The organism is Adlercreutzia sp. ZJ141 (assembly GCF_011038965.1).
In the GTDB taxonomy this organism is placed as follows: domain Bacteria; phylum Actinomycetota; class Coriobacteriia; order Coriobacteriales; family Eggerthellaceae; genus ZJ141.
Genome location: NZ_JAAKEB010000006.1, coordinates 66,379 through 85,345, shown reverse-complemented (window position 1 = coordinate 85,345; position 18,967 = coordinate 66,379). Strand labels below are relative to the sequence as shown.

21 protein-coding genes and 1 tRNA gene are annotated in these 18,967 nt (G+C 55.2%); 18 read left to right on the top strand and 4 right to left on the bottom strand.

Going from position 1 to position 18,967, the window contains the following annotated elements; translation table 11 throughout:
• Positions 1-141: 141 nt before the first annotated feature.
• The 4 genes from G7Y44_RS04145 to G7Y44_RS04130 form a co-directional block, all read right to left on the bottom strand.
• On the bottom strand, positions 142-810 hold the full coding sequence (locus G7Y44_RS04145; RefSeq protein ID WP_165247803.1) for a SanA/YdcF family protein: 669 nt from the start codon (positions 808-810) through the stop codon (positions 142-144).
• Between the two features lie 433 nt (positions 811-1,243).
• A tRNA-Val gene (locus G7Y44_RS04140) sits at positions 1,244-1,318 on the bottom strand.
• 126 nt (positions 1,319-1,444) lie between these two features.
• Entirely contained in the window at positions 1,445-2,704 is a 1,260-nt protein-coding gene (locus G7Y44_RS04135; protein WP_165247801.1) for a type II toxin-antitoxin system HipA family toxin, read from the bottom strand.
• Complete coding sequence (locus tag G7Y44_RS04130) at positions 2,701-2,925, bottom strand: helix-turn-helix domain-containing protein (protein ID WP_165046135.1); 225 nt, start codon at positions 2,923-2,925, stop codon at positions 2,701-2,703. Before G7Y44_RS04130 ends, G7Y44_RS04135 begins: the two co-directional genes overlap by 4 nt.
• A gap of 379 nt (positions 2,926-3,304) precedes the next feature.
• Between G7Y44_RS04130 and cpaB the strand changes: the two genes are divergently transcribed.
• From cpaB to G7Y44_RS04040, 18 genes are all read left to right on the top strand, one after another.
• Positions 3,305-4,231 (top strand): Flp pilus assembly protein CpaB, encoded by a 927-nt coding sequence (gene cpaB / locus G7Y44_RS04125; protein WP_165247799.1) that lies wholly within the window; start codon positions 3,305-3,307, stop codon positions 4,229-4,231.
• Complete coding sequence (locus tag G7Y44_RS04120) at positions 4,231-5,541, top strand: AAA family ATPase (RefSeq protein WP_165247797.1); 1,311 nt, start codon at positions 4,231-4,233, stop codon at positions 5,539-5,541. The genes cpaB and G7Y44_RS04120 overlap by 1 nt, the downstream gene beginning before the upstream one ends.
• Positions 5,538-6,908, top strand: coding sequence for a CpaF family protein (locus G7Y44_RS04115; protein ID WP_241159172.1), 1,371 nt, complete (start codon positions 5,538-5,540; stop codon positions 6,906-6,908). Before G7Y44_RS04120 ends, G7Y44_RS04115 begins: the two co-directional genes overlap by 4 nt.
• A complete protein-coding gene (locus tag G7Y44_RS04110) occupies positions 6,872-7,843 on the top strand; it encodes a type II secretion system F family protein (RefSeq protein WP_165046138.1) in 972 nt (323 codons plus the stop codon). The genes G7Y44_RS04115 and G7Y44_RS04110 overlap by 37 nt, the downstream gene beginning before the upstream one ends.
• Before the next feature lie 9 nt (positions 7,844-7,852).
• Positions 7,853-8,800, top strand: a complete 948-nt coding sequence (locus G7Y44_RS04105) for a type II secretion system F family protein (protein ID WP_165046139.1) — start codon at positions 7,853-7,855, stop codon at positions 8,798-8,800.
• 22 nt (positions 8,801-8,822) lie between these two features.
• On the top strand, positions 8,823-9,035 hold the full coding sequence (locus G7Y44_RS04100; RefSeq protein WP_241158232.1) for a hypothetical protein: 213 nt from the start codon (positions 8,823-8,825) through the stop codon (positions 9,033-9,035).
• Positions 9,036-9,112: 77 nt separating this feature from the next.
• Positions 9,113-9,250 carry a hypothetical protein gene (locus tag G7Y44_RS04095; RefSeq protein WP_165046140.1) on the top strand — a complete coding sequence of 46 codons (138 nt, stop codon included), beginning with the start codon at positions 9,113-9,115 and terminating at the stop codon, positions 9,248-9,250.
• A gap of 38 nt (positions 9,251-9,288) precedes the next feature.
• A complete protein-coding gene (locus G7Y44_RS04090) occupies positions 9,289-9,795 on the top strand; it encodes a TadE/TadG family type IV pilus assembly protein (protein WP_165247795.1) in 507 nt (168 codons plus the stop codon).
• Positions 9,792-11,912: a molybdenum cofactor biosynthesis enzyme gene (locus G7Y44_RS04085; protein WP_165247793.1), complete on the top strand. Its 2,121-nt coding sequence runs from the start codon at positions 9,792-9,794 to the stop codon at positions 11,910-11,912. Before G7Y44_RS04090 ends, G7Y44_RS04085 begins: the two co-directional genes overlap by 4 nt.
• A 116-nt stretch (positions 11,913-12,028) precedes the next feature.
• A complete protein-coding gene (locus G7Y44_RS04080) occupies positions 12,029-12,430 on the top strand; it encodes a hypothetical protein (protein WP_165247791.1) in 402 nt (133 codons plus the stop codon).
• Positions 12,427-13,086: a hypothetical protein gene (locus G7Y44_RS04075; RefSeq protein WP_165247789.1), complete on the top strand. Its 660-nt coding sequence runs from the start codon at positions 12,427-12,429 to the stop codon at positions 13,084-13,086. Before G7Y44_RS04080 ends, G7Y44_RS04075 begins: the two co-directional genes overlap by 4 nt.
• A 5-nt stretch (positions 13,087-13,091) precedes the next feature.
• Complete coding sequence (locus tag G7Y44_RS04070) at positions 13,092-13,412, top strand: DUF192 domain-containing protein (protein ID WP_241158234.1); 321 nt, start codon at positions 13,092-13,094, stop codon at positions 13,410-13,412.
• A gap of 5 nt (positions 13,413-13,417) precedes the next feature.
• On the top strand, positions 13,418-13,804 hold the full coding sequence (locus G7Y44_RS04065) for a hypothetical protein (RefSeq protein WP_165046134.1): 387 nt from the start codon (positions 13,418-13,420) through the stop codon (positions 13,802-13,804).
• Entirely contained in the window at positions 13,801-14,298 is a 498-nt protein-coding gene (locus tag G7Y44_RS04060) for a prepilin peptidase (RefSeq protein ID WP_165247787.1), read from the top strand. The genes G7Y44_RS04065 and G7Y44_RS04060 overlap by 4 nt, the downstream gene beginning before the upstream one ends.
• 460 nt (positions 14,299-14,758) lie before the next feature.
• Complete coding sequence (locus tag G7Y44_RS04055; RefSeq protein ID WP_165247785.1) at positions 14,759-15,919, top strand: hypothetical protein; 1,161 nt, start codon at positions 14,759-14,761, stop codon at positions 15,917-15,919.
• A 1-nt stretch (position 15,920) separates the two neighbouring features.
• Entirely contained in the window at positions 15,921-16,499 is a 579-nt protein-coding gene (locus tag G7Y44_RS04050) for a hypothetical protein (protein ID WP_165247783.1), read from the top strand.
• Positions 16,500-16,551: 52 nt separating this feature from the next.
• Complete coding sequence (locus tag G7Y44_RS04045; RefSeq protein ID WP_165247781.1) at positions 16,552-18,138, top strand: TasA family protein; 1,587 nt, start codon at positions 16,552-16,554, stop codon at positions 18,136-18,138.
• Between the two features lie 88 nt (positions 18,139-18,226).
• Complete coding sequence (locus tag G7Y44_RS04040) at positions 18,227-18,946, top strand: signal peptidase I (RefSeq protein WP_165247779.1); 720 nt, start codon at positions 18,227-18,229, stop codon at positions 18,944-18,946.
• The last annotated feature ends 21 nt before the right edge of the window (positions 18,947-18,967 follow it).

Genomic DNA, 18,967 nt, shown 5'->3' with positions numbered 1-18,967 from the left:
AAGCACTGACTGTTGGGGGTCTTGTTCTGTGCTGGCGAGGCCGGAGTTAATTAGTGCTTCCCGCCACTTCGGTGAGCTTCACCGGAAGGTCGCTGTGCTAACGAAGCTGCAATTACTCAGTGTTTGCCCCCTGTGTTTCAGTTAGTTGGTAACATTGCCCGACTGATTTAGGCTGATCATTTCGCCGCCTACGGTCGAAGGTACCCCAACAATGGCTTTGAACAGGTCTTTTGTTCGTGCTGGAATTTCGCGCACGTCATACCAGAACTGCGCGCTGTAACTTTGGTAGTCGCTTGGCACGCCAATTGCCTGGGTTTTAAGGGTTTGCGCCACGGCGAGTGCACGTGGCAGGTGGTATGACTGCGTGGCAACTACGATACTGCGTGCGCCGAAGATGCTTTGCGCGCGGTACATGCTGTCGTAGGTGGAAAAGCCTGCGTGGTCGCAGAATATGTCCTCGGATGGCACGCCTTTCTCGATAGCGTATGCTTTCATTGCGGCAACTTCGTTGTGTGAGACGGTTGCGTTGTCACCACTCATGATAAGCTTCGGCGCAAGGCCGGCAAAATACAGTGCGATACCGTCGTCAAGGCGGTCGCGCAAGATACTCGAAGGCGTTGCGTCGGCGCGCAGTCCTGCGCCAAGCACCACAATAGCGTCGGCGATATACCCCGCCTGCGCGCGAGTGGTTGCTTCCTCGTAGGTGAGAATGCTCGACTTTGTGGAGGCGATAACCCAGATATTTGATCCCCCAACTACAACAGCACAGGCGATGGCGCACACCAGTGCTATGCGGGACAGTCGTTTCATGGGCTGATCCTTTCCGTGGTTGTTGTTGGGCGCATCGCGCGTTTGTTTGGCTTCAAGCAGCGTTTCTCGAGAAAAAATAAGGCCAAGCGGGGATGAATCGCTTGGCCTTATTGCACGATACGGAGGCGAATGGGGAGGGAGGGAGAGCCTCCGCCGTGCTTCGATACGGATAGTAGCACGAGTCTTCGAACGAAGACATTAAACTCATTCGGCAACAAAGCTTCTACATTTTTGGACGTCTGTAACGGAAGCGAGAACTTCAGCATTGCTTTCGTTTGCGGCGAGGGGACTACGGTTGATTACAGGTCTGATTTTTGCTTCGGCTGTAGGAGAACGTTCGTATTCTGGGACAGGACAAAGGCAGCGTATTTCTTTTAAAGGACGAATGCAAGCGGCCCGTTGGGTGAACATCCAAGGGGCCGCACATTGTTCATGGTGGTCGCTGCAGGATTTGAACCTGCGACCCACTGCTTGTAAGGCAGTTGCGCTCCCGCTGCGCCAAGCGACCGGTTTCGTTCATTGCCGAAGCAACAGTTGCACATTGTGCCACATCGAGCCGCATCGCGCAACAGTGCAAATTGGTAATCTTGTGCAAACTGCTTGTTGTGTGACTTCCAAAACTCGATGCTAACTTTTACAGCCTGGCGATATTGTTGCGCACTTCATCAAGAATCATTTCACCAAGCTCAGCGCAGTTCACTCCGCCGTCCTCCAATTGGGTAAGCGATTGCTCTATTGCACCTTCAACAGATCCCGCAAGTTCTTCGAGCCTTTTCATAGCACGACCACAGGGAAGTTTCATCGACTTTGCCATATTCTCGAATGACCCTGCAGTAACATCTTCAAGCGCATAGGTTCCACCAATAGACATAGCCATCCGTCTAGACAAACCGCTATAGCGCGACGTGCAAATAAGATCATATGCAGGCGCAAGACGCAGCTCCCGCCACGTCGAATCTCTCAACAAGGCGATATTTTTCAAATGAGCATCGCAGTTACCTATCAGATAGTTGAACGCCACAACATCCCATAGCATCCGGAGATCGGCAACTGGATCCGTCGACATCGATCCTATCAGGTCAACCACCTTGTCCAGATACCGAACGCCCCCCTCTTCATACTTGTGCTCAGGTACAGTACCCGTTGCTTGGCAGAAATCCTCCTGATGCAAACGGATAGGCACGGGCAAACCGGAAAGCTTACGAATCGACCTTGATAAATCACGATCAAAGCGCTCCGTGCAAACAATGGGCCCATCAATATCCAATATTTCGATCTTCGGAACAGTAAGCCCCATTATCCCTGCTGCGAGCGTACATATGCACTCATTAACCGCCGAATCAGGAAACCTCTCCCCAGCAGGCTTGAGGATGTGAGTGGACGGTGCCAAGCCAGTTGGCTCATACCATGTGCCATGAGGCCCTCGATATAACGCAATCTTTGCCTGGCTGCCCGCAAGGGAGAAGCGAACTCTCTCGCTGACCTCTGCCGCCACAGAATAACTTCGCTTCGCAAGACGCTCGAAAATGTCATCTTTTATCTCGACGTAGCTGTCCTCTCTGGTTGCAGCTGGACCCTGAAGCGATACAGCACCTATACACTCGCGACCCACTGCAGCCAACAGCTTGACATAAGCGGCATAAGAGACATGAACTCGCGATGAAAGCGCGCTGCGCGCACTACCTTCCGGGAGTAACCCCTCAAAATATGGTCGCATCTTTTTCGCCACAAACGCCTCGTTTTGCAAAGGGAGCGTTACTGACAATGGCCTAGCGTCGGGAGCAGAAAGCCATTCTTCATCATACGAGAAGGACTCCCCAACACCCGGCTGGGTCTCTATCGCGCCAGCGTGGATGCTGACACCATTCTTTTCGGCATAAACCTCCAGTTTCATAGCGGCTCACCGGTCCTTTTCATCGCAAAAAGATCCAAGCCAAGACGCCCCACTATGAACAGGGCCTTGCCTATTTCAGCGGTTTCTTTTCCGTTCTCCAAGTTTGACAAATACACCGCCGAGCATCCACAGTAGCTTGCCAGCTCCGCCTGAGTGTAGCCAAGCTCCTTTCTGCGCTTTCTAATGGCGGCTCCAAAATCGGATGCATTGACTATCCTCATTTTGCTCTCCTATTAACGTTCGCTAATATTTTTGCACTATATCACAATATATAAGCGTTCGTTAATATTGCTTTCGCTTTATACAGAAGATCAACGTACGTTTATATAGCTAGTTTGGAATAGCTGCCGAATGGCTTGTTTCGTACCGCTCGTTACTGCCTGCGGTAGGCAGTGATCTTGTTTCCCTTGGACTTCCACCTGGTTGGCGTTTGGTTTCTGCAAGGTTTCTGCAAGATGTTTCGTGTGGTCGTGCAAGGAATGTCATGAGGTTTCGCTTGATTTGCGTTGGAAAAGTGCTGCGTTGCGTCAAAGAGTCTGCTACGCAGTGCGAGAACCTTCCGTTCATACTCAGCTGTGCATCCGATCAGAAGGGGAAGGAATGAAGCGAAAGACAACGGTTGTGCTCGGCTTGGCATGTGGCGTGGTGTGTGCTCTGTGTGTGGGCTTGTACTTACAGGGGGTGCGCGGCGAAGTTGACGAAGCTCGCGCCGAGGCACTTGCGCGCTATGGTGGCGAGCAAGTTGAAGTTGTTGTGGCGAAGCGAGACATCTTTGCTGGTGAAGCGGTTGACGCTTCGGCGGTTGAAACTCAGCTTTGGGTTGCCGATTTGCTGCCAGAAGGGGCCGCGACGTCGATCGAGGACGTTCAGGACCGCGTTACTGCATCGACGATTTTGGCCGGAGAAGTGGTGAGCGAGCGACGCTTCGAAGGCGAAACGCGCCAGCTTGATGTGCCTGCTGGGTTGATTGCAGTTAGCGTTCCAGCGAAAGACGTTCAAGCAGTCGGTGGTGCCATAACGGCTGGATCGCGTGTCGACATGTACGCCACAGGCGGCACGTCGACCGATCTCATAGCAAGTGACGTGTTGGTGTTGGCGACGAGTGCAGGAGAACGCGACACTGATTCCCATGAAAGCGTTTCGTGGATAACCATCGCCGTGAAGCCCGATATCGCTCAGGGTATTGTTGCCGCCGCCCAGAAAATGGAGCTGTACTTCACGTTGCCCGGTGAGGGGGCGCAGGCTGTGAAGGCCAAAGCGAACGACACCGCTGACAAAGACAAACGTTCGTCCGCTGCCGACGGCGGGAACGCCTCCGATGATACATCGCAAAAGGATGCCGTCACAGAAGGTAATGCAGCGGATGGTGAACAGGATGCTGGCGAAAAGAAGGACGGCATTGAGCCGTCGAAAAACAAAAACGGCTCGAAGGGTAACAAGACTGATGGGGCCGAAATGGCTGGTTCCACCGATGCGCAGACTATCGCGAAGTTGCTGTACGAAGAAGAGCGGAAGGAGGAACGCTGATGGGAAAGGCTGTAGCGCTTTGCGCCGACGAGGCGAGTATGAGGTCCCCAGAGATTTTGGGGCTGGGTGGTGAAGATCTGTCGTCTCAACAATGGCTGAAGTTGTTCTCTTCGGGAGATGAGTTGCGGCGCGCTCTTGCGCAAGATGACGAGGTTGACGAGGTGTGGGTGGCGTCATGTGACGACGTGGAGCCGATCAATCTTGCTGCTGCAATCAAGGCTGATCGACGCTCCCGCAGGGTACATTTGGTTACGTGTGGTGAGTTGACCGGCTCGTTTGCCACGAGAATGGGAAAAGCCGGACTCGATGATCCGCTGCTTCCTCGCGATTTCGCGCGACGATATGCCGAACGGAAACGCATTGCCCGCGGAGAAGCTTATAGCGACAATTCAGCGCATGCGATACGGGGCAACGTTTCGTGCGAAGGGGGCGGTGTGTTGACTGCTCCAGCTTCGACTCCGGTTGTAGACGTATTTCCTGCGCAGGCAATGCAGGCAACGCAGGCGACTGCGGGCAAAGCGTTCGTGCTTCCCGTGGTGAGCGGTAGTGGCGGAGCAGGCAAGAGTACGGTGGCAGTGTTGATGGCGTTGGCGAGCCAGCAAGCGGGGCGTAAAACGCTTCTTGCCGACTTTGACCTGCAGTTTGGCGACGTTGCCCGGTTGGTGGGCGCATCTGATGCTTTGTCCATTGATGACGTGATGGACGATCCCAGTAAAATCGAGCGCTTAACGCCTCAGGACAACATGCCTGCGGTGCTGGCAGCCCCTCGTCGTTTGGAGCGCTGTGAGCTTGCCATTACCGCTGTGCCAACGCTCGTAGATGCCCTATCTGATCGGTTCGACGTAATAATTGTGAACACGGGTGCATTTTGGGGTGAGCAGCATGCTGTATTGCTGGAATCGGCTTCACGGGTGCTGTTTCTCGTTGATCAGCGGCCATCGTCGCTGTGGGCATGTCAGCACGCACTCGATCTTTGTGCTCGATGTGGCATTGCAACCGGCCCGTTTGCGTTTGCGCTGAACCGGTGCGCAAAAGGGGCCCCGTTCACGTCGGTTGATGTGTCTTGTGCACTCGGCGGGCCGCGCGTGATCGAACTTGCCGACGGGGGCGAAGACGTCGAAGGGCTGCTTGGCGCCGGGCTACCACTCGAGCTTTTCCGCGATCGTAGTGCCTTGTGCGTAAGCGTCGAAAAAACGCTTGCTGAATTGATGCCCGCTGCTTGTTCGCCGACATCAGCGTCTGGGTCGCAACGGAAGCGCGGATTGTTCGGTCGCAAGCGGTCGCGCCGGGCGGAAGGAGGGTCCCGATGACGTTACTAGAACGGGCGATGTGTGTAGCGGGCGCGAGTGGAAACGTGTCTGCGGGCTCATTTGCGTCGATTGAGGTGGCCGATGTGCGACGTATCGACGCTGCTCGCCAGTTTGAGCGCTTGCAGGAGCAGGTGCAGAAGTTCGTGTCTGTCGACGACATGGCAGCGATGATGGCGGATAATCCCAGCAGGGCGCGCAGCGAGCTTCGGAGTGCGTGTCGGCAGGTGTTCGAGGGCGAGCAGTGGCGTGCGGTTGACGAGATGCATCGGCGCGCGCTAACCGAACAGCTGATGGATTCCGTGTTTGGGTTCGGCCCGTTGGAGGGGCTGCTCGCTGATGACAGCATTACCGAGATCATGGTGAACGGCCCTAACCGAGTATTCTACGAGCGTGATGGCGTGATCGAGCGTAGCTCGCAGACGTTTTCCGGCGAAGGGCAGTTACGCGCGCTCATCGACCGTATCTTAGGGCCACTTGGGCGGCGTGTCGATGAGTCGTCGCCGCTGGTGAACGCGCGTTTGCCGGAGGGGCATCGCGTAAACGTGATCATACCGCCGCTGGCACTCGATGGCCCTGTGGTAACCATTCGGAAATTTCCGAAGGGGGTTATGACGCTCGAGGACATGGTTGCGCGCAGGTCGTTTGATGAGCGCATGAGACGCTTTCTGCAATGGGCGGTGCGCTCGCGCAAGAGTATTGCTGTGTCGGGGGGCACGGGCAGCGGCAAGACTACGTTGCTCAATGCGCTGTCGTGTGAGATTCCCGTCCGTGAACGCATTGTCACCATCGAAGACTCCGCCGAACTTCGGTTTTTAGAGCATCCACACGTGGTGCGGTTGGAGGCGCGCCCGCGGAATGCGGAGGGTTCAGGTGAGGTGACTATTCGCGATTTGGTGGTGAATGCCTTGCGCATGCGGCCTGACCGCATTGTGGTGGGCGAATGTCGCGCTGCTGAAGCGATTGACATGCTGCAAGCCATGAACACGGGACACGACGGGTCGCTGACCACGTTGCATGCGAATTCACCAGCGGAATCGGTGTCGCGTTTGACCACGATGGTACGTTATGCGGTCGATCTACCGGTCGATGTCATCGAGGCGAACATCGCGAGCGCACTTGATGTGGTCGTTCAGACAGCGCGCAGCTTGGATGGGTCACGCTTTGTCAGTGAGATCGCCGAGTTCTCATTCGATCGGCAACGTCGTCTTTGCCAGGTTAGCACGATGTTTCGCAGAATGTCGCCAGCAGACGAAGGTCGATGGTTGGCAATACCCTCATGGGTTGACGGCCTTGTCGATTGCGGCGTTGCCACTGCTAAGGAGGTTCAGGCATGGAAGCTTCAACTGCGCTTGCCCTGTGCGGCGTGATGGCGGTTACAGGGGCTTTCGCCTCAACAGCGCTGCTTGTTCGTGCAGTGCTGTTGTCGGCTCGCAGGCAAGGGGTGCTCGCAGGAAAAACCGGCTTGTCTGGCTTACTTGCTCATGCGCTTCGCAATGGTATTGTGCCGCTTGTTCCCTTCTCTCGAGTGCTTCGGAAGACGCGTCGCATACGGCGTATTTCGGATGAGGCCGCCGAGTGTCTCGAGGCGAAAGGGGTTCCTTCGTCGGGCGAAGCTGCGCTTTCGGTTGTGCTTGGCGTGTTGCTCACCGTATCCGGCGTGGCATTTGTGGCAACCCGTTCGTCGGTGTGCGCGGCGGCGGTTCCGCTGTGTCTTGCGGTTGCAGGTATGTCGGTACTGCGATCCGCGGATGATCGACGCCAGGAGGCGCTTCGTGATGCGGTACCCGACGCGCTGCGGGCGATGGGTGTGTGCTTTCAGTCGGGGTTGTCGTTGCTGCAAACGTTTCGGCAGGTGTCTTCCGAGCTGAAAGGACCTTTGTCTCAACTGTTCGCACGGGCTGCGCACCATTTGGAAACCGGCCACTCGGCAGAAGAGGCGCTTGCGGTTCTAAAGGGAAGCGACTCGTCGCCTGGGCTTGCTTTTGTTGCTGTTGCGTTGGACGTGCAACATGAATCGGGTGGCAGCATGCGACAAGTGCTCGATGCGGCGCGCGAGACGGTTGAGGGCGAAATCGAGCTCGCCCGGTCGCTTCGAGTGCAGACGGCACAGGCGAAGCTGTCGGCGCAGGTGGTTTCTATCATGCCATTCGTTTTGGTGGCGTTGTTTTCGGTCATGAGTGACGATTTTCTAACACCGTTTTTTTCGAGTGCCGCTGGAATCATGCTACTCACGCTGGCTTTGAGTATGCAGGCTGCGGGAATTGTGCTGGTCAGGCGTATGTTGTCGGTCGAGGTGAGGTGATTGCTGGTGATGGTTGATAGCTCAGCACTCGCGTGCACTGCGTTGGTGTCAGCAGGCGCAGCAGGTGCGTTTGCGGGATCCTGGGTGCTTGGCGTTCGGCGTGATGCTCGTTCGCGGCGAAGGTTGTTGTCTGCGGTTGGTGCGACGGAAGCGCGCTCTGGCACAATGCGCAACGACGATTTTTGGGCGAGTGTTGCGCGGGCGGTAGCGGACCTGTCGCGAAAGATAACGCTGAGCGCTTGTCGTCCGATTGCAGCGTCGCGTACGCCGCAGCGTGTACGTCGTTGGTTTGATGCCCACGTTCGGAAGGCGGGGATGGATCAGACGGCTGCAACGGCGGAAGGGCTGGTTGAAACGAGCGTTCGGGCTGCGCTTATGTTCGCGGCGTTGTTCGGCGCGTTCGGGTTAGCATTCTCGTCTGAGCTTGGCGTTCTCGGAGTAGTTGCAGGCGTGGCTTTTGGGGTGTCTTTACCTGCTCGGGCGATGTTGAAGCTACAGGCGCGTCGTGCAGCTTTGCTTGAGCGTGAGTTGTCAGAAATGCTTGAGGTAGTGGCTTTGGGACTGCGCAGCGGCCTTTCGTTTGACCGGGGATTTCGGTTGTATTGTGAGCATTTTTCAACGCCATTTGCGCGATCGTGCGAAGCGGCTCGGTGCCGGTGGATATATGGCTTAGTGCCGCGCGAGCAAGCGCTGCGCGATCTAGCTACTTCATATGATTCGCCGCAGCTGGAACGAGTTATGGAAAGTGTGATCAGGTCATTGCGATTCGGGTCGTCGCTGGCCGAGGTGCTCGAACAGGCGGCTGCCGAAGCTCGGCAGGCCCACCGTGCCAACGTGCAGGAACGCGTTGCGAAGGCTCCGGTAAAGATGATGGTTCCCACAGGGACACTTATTCTGCCGGCGATGTTGTTGCTCGTGCTCGGTCCGGTACTGCTTGAACTCATGAATGGGTTTTAACCGATGGAAGGGAGATTTGACCATGAAAATGCTTGCGGGTGCATGCCGGAAGCTGTCGATTCGTGCAGATGTAGCGTTTCGCACGCTGCTTCGAAGAAGAAGCGGACAGGGAACGACCGAATACGCAATCTTAGTAGGTGTGCTGGTGGTGATCGCTATTCTGGCTATCACGCTATTCAAGCCGAAGATCCAGGAGCTGTGGGATGCGATCGCGTCGGGTATCAACGGTTTGTAGGATTTCGCGCGAACGGGAACACCGCACGGTTACGGGCACAGAGCACGGTCGAGTACGCGATCGTAACGGCGGCGTTTATGGCCGTAGCTGTCGCGTTTGGTGCGATGTGGCGCTTGATGTCGAATGGCGAAATCGTCTCTCATGCCTTGGCGGCAGCGGCGCGGTGCGTGATCGCGTCGCCAGCGGGGTTTCTTTCCGACGTCTTTTTGTTCTGATTCGACAGTGCGGCGCACCTACTCGCAGTAGCAGCGCGATGGTAGCGGCAGGGCTGCGCGGTCAGTCAACTGTTGAAGCGGCGTGCATGATACCGGTGCTATTTGCGCTGCTGCTCTTGCTCATTCAACCAGCGATTCTGTTGTACGACCGCATGGTCATGCAGGCGGCGGCTACGGAAACATGTCGGCTGCTCGCTACCGCAGCGCCTGCGGGTGGCATTGATGAAGGACGTTGTGAGGAATATGCGCGCCATCGGCTGGGTTCTATCCCTTCGGTCGACGTGTTTCACGTGCATGACGGAGGGTGTACGTGGAAGGTTGAGTTGCAAGGAAACGAGTCGTCTGCTGCCGTGAGCGTGCGCATATCGACCGAGGTTGAACCGCTGCCGCTAGTGGGTATGGCAGCAGGGCTGCTCGGTGCGTCGAACGGACGGGGAAACTTCGAAGTTCAGGTTGAAGCGAGTCAGGCCGCGCAGCCCGAATGGGCACAGGCGGCCGAAGGAGGGTTGAATCCCCCTGGCTGGATAGGGGTGTGGTTGGAATGAGGAAACGCAGCGTTTCATCAGGGCTCTTTTGCGATAAGAATGGCTTTACGACAGTAGGCGCAGCTATTGCCTTATTACTCACGCTTGCTCTCGTGTTTTCGTCGGCGCAGGTGTATCGAATCAACGCTGCATCGGCAAAAGCACAGTCGGTTGCCGATGCAGCGGCGCTAGCTGCGATGAACGAGGTTGCGGAGTTTACCATCGTGGTGCGCTTGTGCGATGCTGTGGTGCTCACGCTGTCCCTCACAGGGCTTGCGGCTATGGGGTTAGGCGTTGTGGCGTTGTGTACGCCGGTTACGTTTGAGTTGTCGGGCACGCTCATTGATGCTGGTAAGAAGGTGCTTGATGCCCGCGATACGTTTTCGGCTGACGCGAAGCGCGCGCTCGAGAAGCTGCAACGGGCGCTGCCGCTGTTAGCCGCGGCGAACGCACAGTCGGTTGCGGCAGGAAATAACAAGGACGGCAGCTCCTATGTTTCGCTTGCTGTTTTGGTTCCCTGGGAGGGCGATGAAGTATCGGTTGGCTCTCAAGGCGCCTTCGACGAGGTCGAAGGCAACGTTGATGCTCGTGCGGATGACGTGCGTGCGGCGGCTGAAGCTGCGGAAGCGGCGGCGCAACGGGCAAATGAAGCGAAACTGCTTGCGTACGAGCACGATTGCGGGCTGAGTCCGTCGCGCTGCATGTATGAGCGCGCCGCTACGCTTGCCGGTATGGCTGGTGCGGTAAATCCGTACTACGGGAGTGTCGATTCGTGGTCGTTTTCCGTGGCACTTAATCGTGCGAAAGCGTATTATGCAGCACGGTTGAGTCAAGAGGCACCCGGGGGCGCTTCCGTTGCAGATCAAGCTCGTTCGGCGTTGAGAAAGCGCTTGTACGAATACGCGAACGACCAGATGAGCGGGGCGTACGTTCATGAAACAGAAGACTCGTTTTCGGCGAATTTCCCGCTGCTGCCGAAAAACACTGCCGAAATGCGCGGAACATCGCTCTACGAGCAGGCAGTTTACCCGATAACCTCGTCGGACGCGGGGCTAATCATGCACGCATGGCCGGGTTGTCCGAACGCTGCGGGTGCAAGTAGCGTGGGATCCATCGCTCAAATGGAAGCGGGCAATTTTGGGGAGTGTTCCGAATGTGGATTCACCGCATCCAGTATGGGAAAGGTTGCGGCCGCATCGTCGTCCATCGACAACGGGTTTGAGTACCACTACCGCATCGTCGCAGAGGCGGCACAAGAATATCAACAGGCGCGTGAAGAACTCGATCCTCTTTCTAACCAGGTAAAGCAGGGCGCATCAAGCTTGTTTTCCGACATTACTGACGCGATGCGCCAAGCAGGGCAGCAGCGCATTTCAATGCGACCACCGGGAAGCCAGGGTGTCATTGTGCTTGCGGCCGATGTGGGGTCGGTGCCAGTGGGCTTTCAGAGTAGCTTCGTTGCCTCGCCTGAATCGATGGGTGCACGCGCGGCGGTGTCGGCAGCCACACTGGTTGAAGAGCCCGCCTCAGAAGCAGGGAATGTTATCGCATCGGTACTTGATGGTCTTGCCGATACGGAAGGCGCGCTTGTTGGTGGGGCTGGCATTGTGCTTGATTGTTGGTCGGCGCTGCTTAAGGCTTACGCCGATGGACAACAGGCTCTAACGGGGGCTGTTAGCGAAGCCGCAGACTCGCTTCCGCTGGCCAGTGCAAGTGGTTTGGGAACGTGGGCTGCACGCGCTTTGACCGAAGCGGTTGAAGGGGCGGGGCTACAGCCAGCCGATCTCGACGCAGTGAAACCGTTGCTGGTGAACTCCCATCATGTTGCAAGCAACGGTGAAGGGACGTTTTGTGCCACGTTGCTCTCGGTGAAGCAGCGCGCCGCGACTGATTCCGGAGGGCTGTTCTCGATGCTTGTCGGCGGTGTGGAACAGGCAGCTGTCGAGGCCGTTTCCACGAATGGTGGCAAGATCGAGGTTGCAACGATCAGCATTCTTGGACCCAATGGGCCGCAGGTGCCCATCGAGATAGCGTTGCCGCCGCCGGTGGCGGATGCGGCAACAGGGCTGATTCATCGTATTGCCGATGGTATTCGTGGTGTGTACGCCCAAGTCGTGGGGGTAAAAGTATGGGAGTAAGGCTTGCGGGGCATAGGTGGCTTGACGCAACGTGCCTGCGTTCGATTTCGCGCCGTAGAGCCACTTTGTCAAACAGTGTGTCCCGAAAACGACTGTGTCAGAGGTTCGACGGGCAGATGACGGTCGAGCTTGCGGTTGCGTTTCCGGTGCTGGTGATTATTGCAGTTATCGCGATGAACGTAACGTTGTTCTTGGGAGAGTGCGCGGCCTACGACAACGCATTTTGTGAAGCGGTGCGCGTGAATGCGACATCTCCCGCATATGGCGAGGATGCCGGGCAATCAGTAACTCGCATAGATGCTGCTCTGGCCGAGCGGTTCAACAGGGAGTTTGAAAGCTCGTCGGTGTCAGTTTCGGGATCGACGGGTGGGATAGCGACGTTTACCGGCACGCTCACGTTGCGCCCGACGCTGTTCGGCATGGGATTGCGCTCGTCGGTGCTGGGTGTGAGCTTACCAAACATGACCCATGCTGTGTCACTCACCGTCGATTCGTACAAACCGGGGGTGTTCTTATGAGTGCGCGTAACCGTGCCTACCTAAGAGGGCAAGCCGCGCCGCATGCGCGCCAGAATGATGCTGCTTACGATCGCGGTGCTGTTGGAAAAAGCACGCCTGTTGGAACGCTTACCCGCGCAAAAGTTCTACCTTATGTTCGGCGGCACCATGCAGATGACAGCGATAAGCGGGATTACATCATGTATCGTCGCGCGCTTCGGGCGTTGGCAATTGTTGTTGCGATAATTGCCCTGGTGCCCGCCTCAGCGGCGGTAGCTGATCCGGAAGCTCAGCTGACAAGTGTCGGGCTGGTGTCTCACGTGGGAAGTCTGCTGCACCAAGTAGACCTCTTGGAACAGACCAGTCTGCCCGACGGATTCGAGGATGAGGTCATGTCGTTTGAGCGTTACTACGAGCGGCGTTGCGATTTGGATGCACAGGTAGTGGGCTTCTCGCTGGATGCCAACATTGATGAGTCCCTAAATGAGATTCGCCAACAGCTTACAGCGAAGGGTTGGGATGAAGTTCGAAGTGGCGTTGATGGCTGCTCGACCTTCACGAAGTCTAGTGGACGATACCAGTGGGCGTTTGTGCAGTGCGTACCTATAGAAGGATGGACGAGTGTTGTTGTTCGCTACGAATTGGGCGAGGGTGAAAGCGAACAGGAAGGAGGGTGATCGCTGTGGAAGATAGCGATGGTGTGCGCATGCGGTTTGCCGTGTCGTGGCGTGAACGGTTGAGGGGATTACTGCTGCGCGAAACGACCGACGAAGTGCTCGTACTCGTTCCGTGCAGCGACGTTCACACGTGGGGGATGCGCCGCGCTATCGACATCGCGTTTGTTGATGGATGCGGGCGGGTGCTCGCAGCGCATTGCAACGTGGGACCTTGCCGACGTGTGCGCCATCCTCGGGCGAAGATGACGCTTGAGCGCTTCTCGCGCGATGACGTCGAATGGTTTCGCACGGGTGATCAGATACGTATCGTACGTTTGAAAGGATAATAAAGATGAAAGTATGTCCTGTGTGTGGTGCCCGAGCATTTGATGATGCTGAGGTGTGTTACGGATGTCTTCACCGCTTTGCGGAAGAAAGGCTCGACCAATGCGCGTTCGGTGCAACTGAGGAAGCGGTGCAGTCCGATTCCCTTGAAGAGCCGAAAGAGTCTGAGCCAGTACATGCTGTAGGTGTGTCTGTACCACCGAATAGCCTCGATCAAACTTGCGGGCAAACGCGCTCGTTGCCCTCAGTGTTGCCAACAAGTCCCATGATGGCTGTTCCTGCGCATACGGTTGTTCCCATAGAGGGTAACGTTTTCTCGCTTTCGGCTCCGGCAGGGCTGATCATACAGCTGAGTGTGCAACCTGCTCCAGAGCCGGTCGCTTGTAGCGCATGAGCGTAGGAGACACGCTTTTGGCGCTCGCTCCTGCATTCGGTTTAGTAGTGCTGTTTGCGGCGGCGGTTGTGCTGGTGGTGCTGGCAGTTGAGGATGTGCGACGAAAAACGGTGCCGGGCGGAAGGTGCTTTGTGTTCGTAGCGCTGTGTGCGGTGTTTCAGGCGTGTTGCGGAGGCGCAAGTTCGCTCTGTGCCGGTGCGCTGTGGGCTGTAGCGTGCATCGCGTTTTGGGTAGCGGTGAACGCTGTTGCGCGCCGTCACACGGCGGATCGCTGCGCGGTCGCCCTCGGCGAAGGTGATGTGATCTGCATGGTGGGGCTGTGCTTAGCAAGCGGCTTCGATGCACCAATGGGGTTCGCATGCTGTTTCGCCGTTGCGGGTGCGTTTTCGCTTGCGGGTCTCGCAACAAAGCGCTTGCGCCTCGGCGATACCTTACCGCTCATCCCCTTTTTCTGCTGCTGGTTCGCCTATGCCGCTTTCCAAGTCATTGTATGAGTCTCGGTGCAATTCGTCGCTACATTGAAGCTGTGGGAGGCGAGCTTGCGCTTGTGGCTGATCTACCGACAGGGCGGGTACGCCTCATCTGATGAATTGGAACGGGGGAGGGGTTGTCAGCGATACAACTGCAACGAAACGTAACGATGATCTGGACATACGTACCATGTTGAGTAAACGCCGCTCTTTGAATTGTCAAAATCTCATCTACACTGCACCTAGCTACCTTTTGTAATGAGTTTGTAATGTAGCAATAGTGCGGGAGGGGGTGCCTTGCTTCATGGCTTGTGAAGCGTACCGGGGTGCCACTGTGCGAATGCTGCGCTGTATGCCTTCTCGAAGAGCACGTTTTTCTTCAAGGGGCAAAGCTGCTCTTCTTCTTGTTGTTGCAATCGCCTTCTTCCTTACTGCGATGGGATGTGTTCGTTTTGCATGGGCGGATGAGATTGGTTCTGTTGATGTGTCGCTTTTTCAAGGCGAGCCATCGGCAAACAAATCTTTCAGCGTTTCGGGAATGCTGCCCGGCGATAAGCAAACAACGAAGAGCGTTATCGAGGTTAGCCATCGCGATGAGCTGACGGTGTGGTTTGAGCTTTCTCTTACGGAAGACGACAGCAGACTTGCCGACGTTCTTAGGGTGCATATCGTTGACCTTCCGACAGGTGAGTTGGTGTGTGAGGGAACCGTCCGACAGCTTGATGTTCAAGATGTGTTGGGTATTTCCGTGCCCGCAACGGCTACAGGCACTTCAACGTTACAGTGGCTTGTTGAGGTAAGTTTGCCAACTTCGGCTGGAAACGAGTATCAAGCCTCCCGTTGTGTCTTCGACTTGCACTGGTATATTCAAACGGAAGACGAAGGCAAGCTTGTGCCACTTTCCCAAACAGGCGATGCGGTTTGGCTGCTTGTTGTGGCGATCGTAGTTCTTATCGTATGTGGCGGGGTGGCTTTGTTGGTATCTGCGTGCTGCCGACAGTCTCGGGCTGTTGCGGTAGCCACTTCGTGCTCGCCAAGTTTGTTGGGCATGCCTGAAGGACCGAACAATATTGCACCACCCCGCGTGATTACTGCGGGCCAGAGCGATATTCCCAAGAGGAGTGCCGGAATACTTGCAGGTTTAGCGGCGCTTGCTATGGTGCTTGTTGTGGTGCTGATCGCATGGGCTGTCACGCGATCGCACGTGGTGTTGCCCAATCATACGTTCGAAACGGCAACAGTGGGCGTTGACCTCAATAGCGGCAAGCCTGTGTTTGATGACGGCGTGTTCGCAGAACCCGGTCGCGCCATCGTTGAGGACTTTACGGTTACCAATACGGGAACTGTAAGTTGCTATGTTCGTGTGTATGCAGATAGCATCCAAGGGTTACTTGCTCCATCACTCGAAATATCAATATCAGACAAAGCTTCGGGCAGCGTGCTGTACAAAGGCGATTTGCTTGCTTTAGAGAGCAAGACGGCATGTATGACTTTCGACGCGCTTGAGCCGGGGCAAACACAGGTGTTTACCGCGGCGGTTCGCATGAGTGAAGACTCAAGTGATTCCTACCAGGGAAAAGGCGTTTCGTTCGATCTGCGGGCCGACGCTACGCAGGTGCGTAACAACGAGGGGAGGGAGTTCTAGTATGCCCCTGTTGACGCGCTTAAGAGCATGGCGGCACACTGTTTCCACCTGCGCACATGCTGGCGGAAATGACAACTCTATACACGCCGATACTCGCATGCCCGCTGCTGAGTGTTCGGCAGATAAAACCGCTCCCCAGCTTGAAAACGTATACAGAAAAACGATGCTTGTAGCAAGCGTTCTTATGTTGTTGGCGAGCTTTGTCTTGCTTGCGGGAGCAAGCTCTGCGTGGTTTACCGACGCAATTACGATCAGAGGAAACGTTATCAAGGCAAGTGACACGTTTCCAACGAAAGCGAACTCTGCCGCGCAATCCGACGTGGTGGAGGGAACTGATACCAGTCTTGAGAATCCTGGCACGCCAATGGTGTCTGACGGTCTATCAAACTCAAGTAAGAACACGTCAGATACTTCTCCCGATACCGTTCAACCTGATTCCAACCTTGAATCCGAAGAAGGTATCAAAGACAGCTCAACAAGCGAATCGTTGTCGGGCTCAGAAGAGGACAACAAAAAGCATGACGAAGTGGACTCCGCTTTGCCGTCAAATGGCGGAGACGATAAGGCAGGTGGTGTGTAGGACGTAGATGCGAAGCGAAACCATCGAAAGGATACTAAGAGGGAGGTTACCTATGGAGAAAACGTACAACAAGAAGCTCGTAGCAAGTGTGGTGCTTATGGTGTCATCGCTCGTGCTGCTCGCGGGCCTCACCTTTGCCTGGTTCACCGATAGCGCAGTGAGCTCGAATAACAAGATTCAGGCGGGAACACTAGATATTGAGGCTACGGTGGCGAATGTTGAAGCTAATGCAACGACGAAATATCAGATTGACGGCGTGAACGGTGGTGTTGCATTTGGCTTTGGCAATGCGGTTGATATCACTACGCCAGGTCCGATCATTGCCGAAGAGAAGTGGGAACCGGGCGCAACGAATGCCAAGCTGCTTACCGTTACCAACAAGGGCAACCTTGCTGCTCAGGTAAAGCTGCAGTTCGACATAAAAGACGAAGGTCTTCAAGATGCGCTCTGGTTCGATTTCGTGCAAGTTAAAAACGGTCAAGCAACCGGACAATTCACCCAGCGCCCTATGAACACGTTGAACACGTTCGCGAGTGGTCTTGAACTCCCAGTGGGACCATCAAACGAGGGTGTCGCAGCTGATGCTGATTTCCCCAATTCGGTAAGCTTCATTCTCGTATATGGCATGTATGAAGAGGCGGACAACAATTATCAGGGCAAATCGTTCTCAGCCGACGTAACTATCCTCGCTACGCAATATACCTATGAAGCAGATGGCTTTGGCAATAACCAGTATGATAAGGAGGCGAAATACCCTGTTCCAGTTTCAGATAATAGTGAGCTGAAAGAAGCTCTTGCGGCAGGTGAAAGCGTTTGTTTAACGCAGGATGTTTCTATAACGGAAACACTGAACATCAGTAGTAATGCGGAGGATCCTATCAGCATCGATCTCAACGGAAAGAAACTTTCAACGCCTGCAGAAAGCAACATCGATGGTGTGGTGGATATTCATTCAGGTACCGTTTCAATTCTGAATGGCACGATAGAGTCGAACTCCAGTCAAGAAACCTCATCAGCGTTATATGCAGGGGGTTCATCGAAGGTTACTGTTGATAAGTGTGTTATCACGTCAACGAAAAACAAAACCTACGCTGTGGTGACAAACGGCGCTCATTCTAAAGAGGCTACAATAACCATCACAGACTCTAAGATCATTGCCGGATCAGATGACAACAACAAGGGTTATGTAGGTTATTTTCCTGCTGGAACGATAACGCTGAAGAACTGTACTGCGACTGGCCATATTTTTATTTCTGGTGGAACCGTTAACATCGATGGAGGCACGTACACGGCTACTGGGTTTAGCAAACAGGATAAGATATGGTATGCGGAAGATAGTGCAACCTATATTAAGAACTTGCCAAGTGGAAGCGCTTGTAATTTTGGTGACTCCATTCTGATTTATGACAATCGTGATGGGTATACGCTCAGCGGTGTTTCAATCAAAAACGTCGTCTTCAATACTGAAATCTCCCTTCAGGGTGGGAGTGAAGCAGTAGCCTACGCAATTAAGTATGTAGCACGGGATTACGCAGCTGTACCAGAGAGCATTGTTGTTTCGAATTGCACGTATAACAACAAGATTAAGGACGCTAATCCTGTGATGTTCATTAACACAAACGCCAAGGCTCTTCAGTAGAGCTTCTGAGTCCCTCCACCGATCATGCCGCCTTGCGTATAGTGGGGCGGCATGATCTGCCCGTTTTCCGCTTGTTTTAGGATTTCGTATGCCTGAAGCTTCCTCAAATAGAACGCTCGACGTTGCTCTCAATGTTGCAACTACCGCCATATTCGTGGCAGCCCTTGCGTTTACCCTGATTGTGGTGGGAACAACGCTTACATCGAAGGGTGGCGAGGTGTCCTTTTTCGGGTGGAAGCCGTATGTGGTGTTGTCCGATTCGATGCAGACTGAGTTTCAGGTGGGCGACATCGCTGTCTCGCATGTCGTCGATCCAAACAACGTGCAGGCAGGTGACATCATAACGTTTTTATCTATCGACCCCAACGCCTACGGTGAGGCGGTTACCCACAAGGTTCGCGAGCGTACCGAGTACGAAGGCGAATTGGCATTCATCACGTATGGAACAACCACGGGAATCGATGATGCCTACCCGGCGCTCGCCAGTCACGTTACCGGCGAGTTTGCCTTTGCCATTCCTAAGGCGGGTTATCTTTTCCAGTTTTTCAAATCTCCTGCGGGCTATGTCGTGCTGGTTCTCATCCCGTTTGCCATCCTCATTGGGCTACAGATGCGCAACTTCTTTCGCCTGGTGAACAAGAAAAAGGAGCAGCAGGCAGTAGCTCAACTTCACGAAATCGAAAAGCAGCGGCAACAAATTGAGGCGCTGAAAGCAGAAATAGCGCGGTTGCGGGTTGAGTGCCTGCGGGTACCTACCGAAAACGAGCTGCCGACCGAGCCAATCAGGCGCGGTCGGCATGCTCGGTAGCTTTATGCCCGCTCTATCTGC